Source organism: Streptomyces sp. CA-243310, assembly GCF_050936775.1.
Classification (GTDB): Bacteria; Actinomycetota; Actinomycetes; order Streptomycetales; family Streptomycetaceae; genus Streptomyces.
Genome location: NZ_JBNJMF010000002.1, coordinates 372,665 through 381,085 on the forward strand (window position 1 = coordinate 372,665; position 8,421 = coordinate 381,085).

The following is an 8,421-nucleotide window of genomic DNA, read 5'->3' on the forward strand; positions in this document are numbered from 1 at the left end:
GCCAACAGCCGATGCCCAACGACCTGCGACCTGCGACCTGCGACCTGCGACCGCCACTGAACCGCCGATCACGGTCGAGCGGCTCGGCGGCGGACGGAGCACCGCCCACAGCGCCCGCCAACCCGCGTCAGCCCTGGGGCCTCAGACCCAGGCGTCGAGTGTGCCGAAGAAGGCGCGGACATCCGTCACGAAGGCCTCCGGCTGCTCCAGGGCGAGGAAGTTGCCTCCCTGCTTCAGCTCGGTCCAGTGGGTGACGTTGTGGTCCCGCTCGGCGAAGCGCCGGATGGCGATGTCGGTGTCCAGGACGACGGCCACACCGGTCGGGACGGTGCCGCGCGGCTTCGGGGCCCAGGCGCTCGGGTCGTGGGCCGACTCGTAGTACAGGTTCGCGGAGGAGCCCGCCGTACCGGTGAACCAGTACACGCTGATGTTGGTCAGGAGTCGATCGCGGCCCACGGCATCCTCGGGAAGCTCGACCTTCGGGTCCGTCCACTCCTTGAACTTCTCTGCGATCCAGGCGAGTTGGCCGACCGGCGAGTCGTGCAGTCCGTGGGCGAGGGTCTGTGGGCGGGTGGACTGGATGGCGTTGAAGCCCATCTTGTCCTGCTGGAAGTCCTCCAGTCGTGCCAGTCGCTCCCGCTCGGGCCCGGTCAGCCCGTCACATTCGCCCGGGGCCCCCGAGGGGAAGGTGATCAGGCCATTGACGTGGACGCCGATGACCGCGTCGGGCGCCCGACGCCCCATCTCCAGGGCGATCCAGGCCCCGCCGCCCGTCCCCTGGGCGCCATAGGTGTCGTAGCCGAGCCGCGCCATCAGCTCGACGAACGCACCCGCGATGCGGCCGGTGTTCCAGCCGGCCTCGCCGAGCGGGCCGGAGAAACCGGTGCCGGGCGTGGAGGTGACGACAACGTGGAAGTCCCGGGTCAGCGGCGCGATGACGTCGACGAACTGCACGAACGAGCAAGGCCAGTCGTGTACCAGGAGCAGCGGAACGGCCGTCGGATTCTGCGAACGGACGTGCAGGAAGTGGATGTTCTGGCCGTCGATCTCGGTGGTGAACTGCGGGAACCCGTTGAGTTCCGCCTCCGCCTTCCGCCAGTCGAAGCCGTCGGCCCAGTAGGCGGCCAGTTCCTTGAGGTACGCGGTCGGCACGCCCCGGCTCCAGCCGGTGCCGGGGATGTCGCCGGCCCAGCGCGTACGCGCCAACCGGGTGCGCAGGTCGTCGAGTTCCTCCTGCGCGATGTCGATACGGAAGGAACGGATCCGGGCGTCGGTGTTGCTGCTGGTCTCCATGGGTAGGACAGTATTCTCGATATAGGCACGTTCCGTTCCCATTCAGACCTCAGGCTTGGGTTTCATGCTCGACACTTCCGCGCGTCTGCTGCGTCTGCTCTCCCTGCTGCAAACCCCCCGCGCCTGGCCTGGATCCGAACTGGCCGAGCGCCTGGGGGTGAGCGGGCGTACCGTCCGCAACGACATCGACCGCCTGCGAGAACTCGGCTACCCCGTGGACGCCACGCGCGGGGCCGCCGGCGGGTACCGGCTGGTTGCCGGAGCGGCGATGCCCCCGTTGCTGCTCGACGACGAGGAGGCGGTCGCGGTGACGATCGCACTGCGCACCGCCGCGCGGGGCTCCGTCCCAGGCACCGAGGAGACCTCGCTCCGGGCACTGGCCAAGCTCGAACAGGTGCTGCCGTCGCGGCTGCGCCGACGGGTGCGGACGCTCCAGGCCTACACCGTGGCCGTGCCTGCCGACCGACCGGCCCCGACGGTCTCCGCGGACGTGCTGACCACCCTGGTGTCCGCCTGTCGCGACCGGGAACGACTGCGCTTCGACTATATGGACCACGCCGGGTCGCCGACCCGGCGCGTCGTGGAGCCGCACCGGGCGGTGAACTGGGGGCGGCGCTGGTACCTCGTGGCGTGGGACGTGGAGCGGGAGGACTGGCGGACGTTCAGGGTCGACCGGATCCGCCCCCGCACCCCGACCGGACCGCGTTTCGCCCCGCGCGAGGTACCCGGTGGTGACTTCGCGGCGTACGTCTCCGGACGCGTGTCGGGCGCGGCCTGGCGCCACCACGCGCGCGTGACCGTCCACGCGCCGGCGGCGGTGGTGATCGAGCGGATCAACCCCGCGGTGGGCACGGTGGAGGCGATCGACGCCGACAGCTGCACCCTGGTCACCGGCGCCGACACGGTACAGACCCTCGCCGTCCATCTGGGCATGCTCGACTTCGATTTCGACGTCACCGGGCCCGCGGAACTGGTCGCCCACCTGCGGCGGCTCGCGGGCCGCTACTCCCGCTCGACACCTGCGCCCCGGTGAACGGACAGCCCCGGAGAGGCCCCGCGGTGCGCGGGTGACGGGCCCCGCACGTGAGGGGTGGCGGGGCCCGTCGGTCAGCAGGACCGGTAGCGGTAGTCGCCCGATCCCGGTGCGGAGACGTCCAGGTCACGCTGGACGATGGAGAGCTTCGCACCCCAGGTGGAGCAGGCCCGGTTGAAGCCGGAAGACTCGTACTCGATGACGAACACACGGTTCGCGTACGCCTTCGCGAAGTCACCGCATTCGTCGTACTGGCCGCACTCCTCGGCCACGGCGAAGTCGAAGCCGACCTTCGCGCGGTCGGGGAGCATCTCGGCGGTGTTCTTCTGGCCGACGGCGAGACCGTCGGCGTGCGCGCGGTCGGCCAGGAGCTTGGCGAAGGCGACGTTGTGCGCCTTCGTCAGGCGGCCCTCGGAGCGGCTGAAGGAGTCGAGGTTGTCCGGTTCGACGGCCTGGTAGCCATTGCGGGCGCAGCCGCCGATCCAGTCTCCGACGATCTTCGCGAGGCGGGTGCGCTTGTCGGCCGTCGAGGTGTCCAGGAGCGCCTCGCCCCAGTTCTCGTCTATCACGGGCTTCTTGTTGCCATCGCGCAGCACCAGGTCCGGGTGGTTCTTCTGCCACCAGTCGAAGGCGTCGGGCTGGGTCTGGAAGGCGTTGACGTAGCAGACGTTGTAGAGGCCCGCGGCGGGCTTCGCGGAGCGGTCGCGGGAGACCGCCTTCACGCCCTTGGGCGGCGTGTACGCCTGTCCGATCTGGTAGTCGAAGGCCATGTTCGCCGTGGGGAGCCGGGGGGCGGCCGTCTGGCCCGCGGACGCCTGGCCCGCGGACGCCTGGAAGAGCATCAGGCCCGCGCCGAGGGCGGCCGTGACGCCGACCGCGCCGGCGGCGAGGGTGCGCTTGCGGCGCAGGAAGGGGGTTGCGGAGTGTTTCGGCACACGTTCTCCAGTACGAGGTGCGGTCTGGTGTTCGTATCCTGTGCGAGGGGTCATGAGGATTTCATGAGCCGGGGCCGTTCCCGGGCACCGTGCTCCGTCCTCGGGCGCGCCGCGCCTCGCGCGGTCCGAGGAGGAGCCGGAACACCGCCCCGCCGCCCGGCCGGGTGTCCGCGGTGAGGCCGCCGCCGTGCGCGGCGGCCACCTCGGCCACCAACGACAGCCCGATCCCCGAGCCACCGCCCGGGGAACGGAACCGTGACGTCAGGGCCCGCAGGTCCGCTGCCACGACGCCGGGACCCCGATCGGAGACGGCCACGACGAGGCCGCGGACGGTGACGTGTACCTGCGCGCGCCCCACGGGGTCACCCGGGGTGCGGCCGTGCCGCAGGGCGTTGTCGAGCAGGTTGCGTACGGCGATCCGCACGAGGGCCGGGTCGGCGGTGACCACCGAGGGTTCAAGCGAGGCGGTCAGGGTGTGCGGGCCGGCCGTCAGTTCCTCGCAGACCTGCTCGACCAGCTGGTCCAGGCGCAGCGGGACGGGTCGCAGGGTGTCGGCCGCACCCTGGAGGCGCCCCCGGGTGAGGACGTTGTCGACGACGTCGGTGAGCCGTTCGGTGGCGCGCCGTATGCGCGGCAGGTGCGGGTCCAGGCCGCGCGGGTCCATCCCCGCCACGTCCACGGAGCTGCGCATGACGGCGACGGGGGTGCGGAGTTCGTGTGCCGTGTCCGCGAGCATCCGCTCCTGTGCCTCCAGCGCCTGCCAGGCCGGGCGCAGGCTCCTGCCGGAGAGCAGGTGTCCGGTGACGGCGGCCAGGCCGGTGAGCAGCCCGGCCCCGGTCAGGACGGAGACGGTCAGCCGGCTGTGCTCGGCCACGCGGTGGGCCGGGTCGCCGACGACCACGACCGCGCCCTCCACGGCTCCCGATTCGTCGTGGTGGAAGGGTCGGCCGAGCAGGTACGCGGGATCGCCGTGCGCGTCGGACACCTCCGCCCGCACCGTGTCGTCCCGCTCCATGGCCGATCGGGCGAGTGCGGTCAGCCGGGCCTCGGCGACGGGCTCGGCCTGACCCCGCGAGGTGAAGATACGTTTCAGCGCGCCGCCCGGCGCTCGGCGCAACACCGTCACCTGGGGGCGCCCCTCCGTGGCCTCGTCGTCGTAGAGGCCGTCCAACTGGATCCCGGCGTCCGTGTAGTAGATCAGCGAGGTGCTGACCGCGGCCCGCCGACCCATCTCGTCGTACTCCGCGGCGCGCCAGGAACGCTCGTCCGTACGGATCACCATCCAGGACAGCACGCTCACGCCGGCCAGGGTGACGAGGGTGTAGGCGAGGGTCAGCCTGAACTGGAGGCGCCGCAGCCGGAGTCGGGCGGGTGACCGGCGGGCGCTCCCGCCCGCGCTCCCGGCGGTGGCCCCGACTTCGATGGTGGCCGTGTCGTGCATCGCGCCGGTCGCCTTGCCGAATCCGTTGCGACCGCCCTCGCGACCCCGTTTGGGGGCGCGCCGGTTGCGCGTGGGCCGGTTCGGATCGGCGGCCGTCACGGCAGGTCCGGATCCGCGGATCCCAGGATGAACCCGTGGCCGCGTACGGTCCGGATCGGCGACGGCGGCCCGAGTTTGCGGCGCAGCCCCGCCATGACGGCGTCGACGACGTTGGAGACCGGGTCGGCCATCTCGTCCCAGCAGTGCGCGACCAGTGCGGTGCGGGTGACCACGGTTTCACGGTGGACCAGCAGGTGGCGCAGGACGGCGTATTCCTTGTGGGTGAGGGTGAGCAGGACGCCGTCGCGGCGGACCTCGCGGCGGGCGGCGTCCATCTCGATGTCCGCGTGGGCCAGGTGGACGGGGAGTCGATGGGCCGCCCGGCGGGCGAGGCTTCCGACCCGCACCACGAGTTCCTCCATGGCGAAGGGCTTCGAGAGGTAGTCGTCGGCGCCGGATCGGAAGCCGTCCACCCGGTCGGGAAGGGCGTTGAGCGCGGTGAGACACAGCACGGGCGCGGACCACCCCGTGCGGCGGCGCCGCTCCAGGCGGTGCAGGGAGTCCCCGGAGGGCAGCATGCGGTCGAGGACGACACAGTCGTAGTCGGCGAGGTCGAGCAGGACATCGGCATCCGGCCAGTCGCCGGCGGCGTCCACGGCGTACCCGGCGGCCTTGAGACCCGCCATCACGAGGTCCCTGAGGTCCGGTTCGTCCTCGACCAGAAGTACGCGCATGTGCTGTTCGCCCTTGGCTCTCGCGTCGGCCGCGAGGCGGCCGGGAGGGGTCGCGCCGCGGCGCCACGTGGTGGGGGGCGCGGCCGGAAACACATACTAAGCAGTCCGGAACAGAAACGTTCCTCCTCCCCGGGTCTCCCCCCGAGCGGAATGGAGGGTACTGCTCCGCTTCCCTCCGTTCCGATGACCTCGGCAGCAACCCCGGCGGGAACCAGCCGTCACTCGGGCCGGGACCGGCGCGTCACGCCGCGCCGAACACGGCCTGGCGGACGAGCACGGCGTGCTCGTCGACGCCTCGGCCCACGGGCGCGTACTCCCGCGCCTGTTCCACGTGTTTGGGCACGGGGTCCACCAGCAGCACCTCGCACCCGTCCTCGACGAGCCAACGCGCGTGGGTTCCCGGGCCGCCGCCCACGTCCAGCACACGCGCGGGAGGTGGGGGCAGGGACCGGCGCAGCAGCTCGCGGGTCCGCTCGAACTCCAGGCGCCCCACGGCCGTCGAGTGGAGTCGGGAGGCTTCGTCGTACTCCGTGTAGTACGACGCGATGCGCGGGTCGACGAGTGTCATACCCCCTGACGGCATGGCCGGGCGCCACCGATTGTCATGCGGTCGTCACGGACCGCGATCGTGGTGGGCGCGCGGCCTCGGGAGCGCTCTCGACAGGCCCCGGCAGTGTCCGCGATCCGGCGCCGGACGCCCCGACTACAGGCACATCGACTGTTGCCGGATTCAACTGTTCCGGGCACCATCAGCGCATACGATCCCTCGCCCGACCACCGCGCAGCCTCCAATCGAAAGTCACACGAGTGAACACCCAGCACGGAGATGACACGAGCCACCGCCTGGCGTGGGCCAAGCGCGCCGTCCACGACCTCAATGCGGGCCACGAGGCACACGGATCACTCGGCGAGGCACTCGACACCACCGGAGACCTCCGTGCGGAGAACGCCCACCGTCGCGCGGAGGCGGTCCGCGCCGCGGCCATGGGCCTCCCGCCGGGTGCCTGCGCCCTCGCCGCCGGGATCTCCGAGCGCATGCTCACCGTCTGGCAGGACACCGACCCGCACTTCAACGCCGCCATGGCCGGCGCACACGCTCTCGCCCACGCTCACGGGCTGACCGACCCGACCGCTCCGACCAGCCCGTTCGCCCTTCGACTCCTGCTGAGGGCCGTGCAGGGCGGGACGGGCATCCTCGCCGCCGCGCAGCAGCTCGGGATCCCCCGCCATCGTCTGCAGAACTTGCGCGCCCGCCCTCAGGTCGCCGCCCTCGTGAGCGCCGCGCAGAGCATCGCCCGCAAACCCGCCCCGCGCCGCTCGAAGCCCTACGCCTACCGTCTCGTTCGCACCTCGCCGAGCGACGGTCCTCCCACCGCGCCCCGCAAGCCCTGACCGGCACGCCGGTCAGGGCGGACACGCCGGTCGCCGCCGTCGGGCGGTTCCGCCCGGATCCCGAGGCTCCCGCGCCTCCCGCAGCACGCGGGAGGATCCTCGTGGCCGCCCTTCGTCGCTTGCCCGGTCTCCCGAGCGCCGGGGTCGGCCGGTGCGGGGGTCAGCCGGTGCCGGGGTCAGCCGGTGGGGCTCGGCCGGGCGAGGAAGTGGGAGCGGGCCTCGGGAAGGTACATGGGCACCACCGCGGCCGCGGCAAGCAGGTCGGGCAGGGCGTTGAGGGCGGACCACCACACGGGGCCCTCCACCGTGCCGAGCCCACCGACACGGAACATCAGGAACCCCACTCCGACGACCGTCAGCACCGCCCGGGCCCAACCCCGGCCGGCGCGCATCCGTCCCGCCACGACCAGCCAGGCGACGAGGAGAACGGCGAGCACGACCGCCCCCACGGCGATCCGGACGATCGCGGTGTCGCGGCCGACGTACTCGGTCAACTCGTCCAGGCTGGTGGGCGGCGCCACGAACGCTCCGAGGAACCAGACGAGCACCTCCGCGGCGACAGCCGCCACGGTGAGTCTCCACGCGGCCTCGATCGGACTCGGGTGCATGGAGCCCGAACCTGTCGTACCGGTCGTCATCACAGCCTCCTTCGGGATACGCCCTGTCAGAGGGCGGGCGGAGCCTGACGGTTCCCCGACGGCGCCCGCGGCCCGGACGAGCCGGAGCGTGGCGACCTGATCCCTCTCGGCTCCCGGCGCCTCGGGCGACCTCCGGGCCACTGCCCGATCGCCGAAGCCGTCCTCGCAGGAACGGCGACCGCGACCGGGGGCGGGTCCAGGGCGCGACCCGGCCCCCGTGCCCCGGCACCGCGGCGCCCGGCGCGGCTTCACGCGGACGTCAGCCGGTGAAGGCCTCGATGAGGGTCCAGACGGCGAGCGCGCCCATGCACCCGGCGCCGATGCGCTGGACCGTCTTGAGGGGAACGCGCTGGGCGATGAAGCGACCCACCAGCAGGGCGAGGGCGGAGACCGACATCAGCGCGAGGGCGGAGCCGATGGCGGTGGACAGCCAACCGTTGGTGGCGGCCAGGTTGGCCGTGGTGATCTGGGTGAGGTCGCCCCATTCGCTGATGAAGACGGCCATGAACGCGGTGGTGTAGACGGGCCAGAATCCCGTGACGGTCTTGGCGGCTCCGTTCTCGTCGTCATCGTCGCCGCTGCGCAGCAGGACGAAGGCGCCGAACGCGAACAGGGCGGCGCAGACGAGCTTGACGGCGATGTCCGGCAGCAGACCGAGCAGGCTTCCGGCACCGACGGCGATGGCCACGTGCACGATGAAGGCGGTGGAGGTGCCGAACCACACGTACAACGGCCGCATCCGAGTGCCCATGGCCAGCGAGGCGAACATGGTCTTGTCGGGGAGTTCCGCGAGGAAGATCAGCCCGAAGGCGGTGATGATCGCCAGGGGGTCGAAGGTCATTCCCTTGCTTTCTGCTGGGGCCGGGCCGTCAGCTCGTACGGCACCCAGAGGGCGACGGGAAGAACCACTCGGCCC

9 protein-coding genes are annotated in these 8,421 nt (G+C 72.0%); 2 read left to right on the forward strand and 7 right to left on the reverse strand.

The features are described from left to right. Positions 1–141: 141 nt before the first annotated feature. Positions 142–1,293 carry an epoxide hydrolase family protein gene (locus tag ACQEVM_RS19275; RefSeq protein ID WP_433080667.1) on the reverse strand — a complete coding sequence of 384 codons (1,152 nt, stop codon included), beginning with the start codon at positions 1,291–1,293 and terminating at the stop codon, positions 142–144. Between the two features lie 64 nt (positions 1,294–1,357). Here ACQEVM_RS19275 and ACQEVM_RS19280 point away from each other — a divergent pair, with 64 nt between their 5' ends. Continuing rightward, positions 1,358–2,326, forward strand: a complete 969-nt coding sequence (locus tag ACQEVM_RS19280; RefSeq protein WP_433080669.1) for a helix-turn-helix transcriptional regulator — start codon at positions 1,358–1,360, stop codon at positions 2,324–2,326. Between the two features lie 74 nt (positions 2,327–2,400). Here the strand turns inward: ACQEVM_RS19280 and ACQEVM_RS19285 are convergent, their stop codons facing one another. From ACQEVM_RS19285 to ACQEVM_RS19300, 4 genes are all read right to left on the reverse strand, one after another. Beyond that, complete coding sequence (locus ACQEVM_RS19285) at positions 2,401–3,261, reverse strand: endo alpha-1,4 polygalactosaminidase (protein ID WP_433080671.1); 861 nt, start codon at positions 3,259–3,261, stop codon at positions 2,401–2,403. Positions 3,262–3,322: 61 nt separating this feature from the next. Then, complete coding sequence (locus tag ACQEVM_RS19290) at positions 3,323–4,801, reverse strand: sensor histidine kinase (RefSeq protein WP_433080673.1); 1,479 nt, start codon at positions 4,799–4,801, stop codon at positions 3,323–3,325. Beyond that, positions 4,798–5,475, reverse strand: a complete 678-nt coding sequence (locus ACQEVM_RS19295; protein WP_433080675.1) for a response regulator transcription factor — start codon at positions 5,473–5,475, stop codon at positions 4,798–4,800. Before ACQEVM_RS19295 ends, ACQEVM_RS19290 begins: the two co-directional genes overlap by 4 nt. A 241-nt stretch (positions 5,476–5,716) precedes the next feature. Next, positions 5,717–6,043, reverse strand: coding sequence for a class I SAM-dependent methyltransferase (locus ACQEVM_RS19300; RefSeq protein WP_433080677.1), 327 nt, complete (start codon positions 6,041–6,043; stop codon positions 5,717–5,719). A gap of 239 nt (positions 6,044–6,282) precedes the next feature. Here ACQEVM_RS19300 and ACQEVM_RS19305 point away from each other — a divergent pair, with 239 nt between their 5' ends. Further along, the gene (locus ACQEVM_RS19305) at positions 6,283–6,867 is read left to right on the forward strand and encodes a hypothetical protein (protein ID WP_433080679.1); all 585 of its coding nucleotides are present in this window, start codon (positions 6,283–6,285) and stop codon (positions 6,865–6,867) included. Between the two features lie 176 nt (positions 6,868–7,043). Here ACQEVM_RS19305 and ACQEVM_RS19310 read toward each other — a convergent pair whose 3' ends face one another. Both ACQEVM_RS19310 and ACQEVM_RS19315 read right to left on the reverse strand, forming a co-directional pair. Next, positions 7,044–7,505 (reverse strand): hypothetical protein, encoded by a 462-nt coding sequence (locus tag ACQEVM_RS19310; RefSeq protein WP_433080681.1) that lies wholly within the window; start codon positions 7,503–7,505, stop codon positions 7,044–7,046. A 259-nt stretch (positions 7,506–7,764) separates the two neighbouring features. After that, positions 7,765–8,346: a TMEM165/GDT1 family protein gene (locus ACQEVM_RS19315; RefSeq protein WP_433080683.1), complete on the reverse strand. Its 582-nt coding sequence runs from the start codon at positions 8,344–8,346 to the stop codon at positions 7,765–7,767. Between the last annotated feature and the right edge of the window lie 75 nt (positions 8,347–8,421).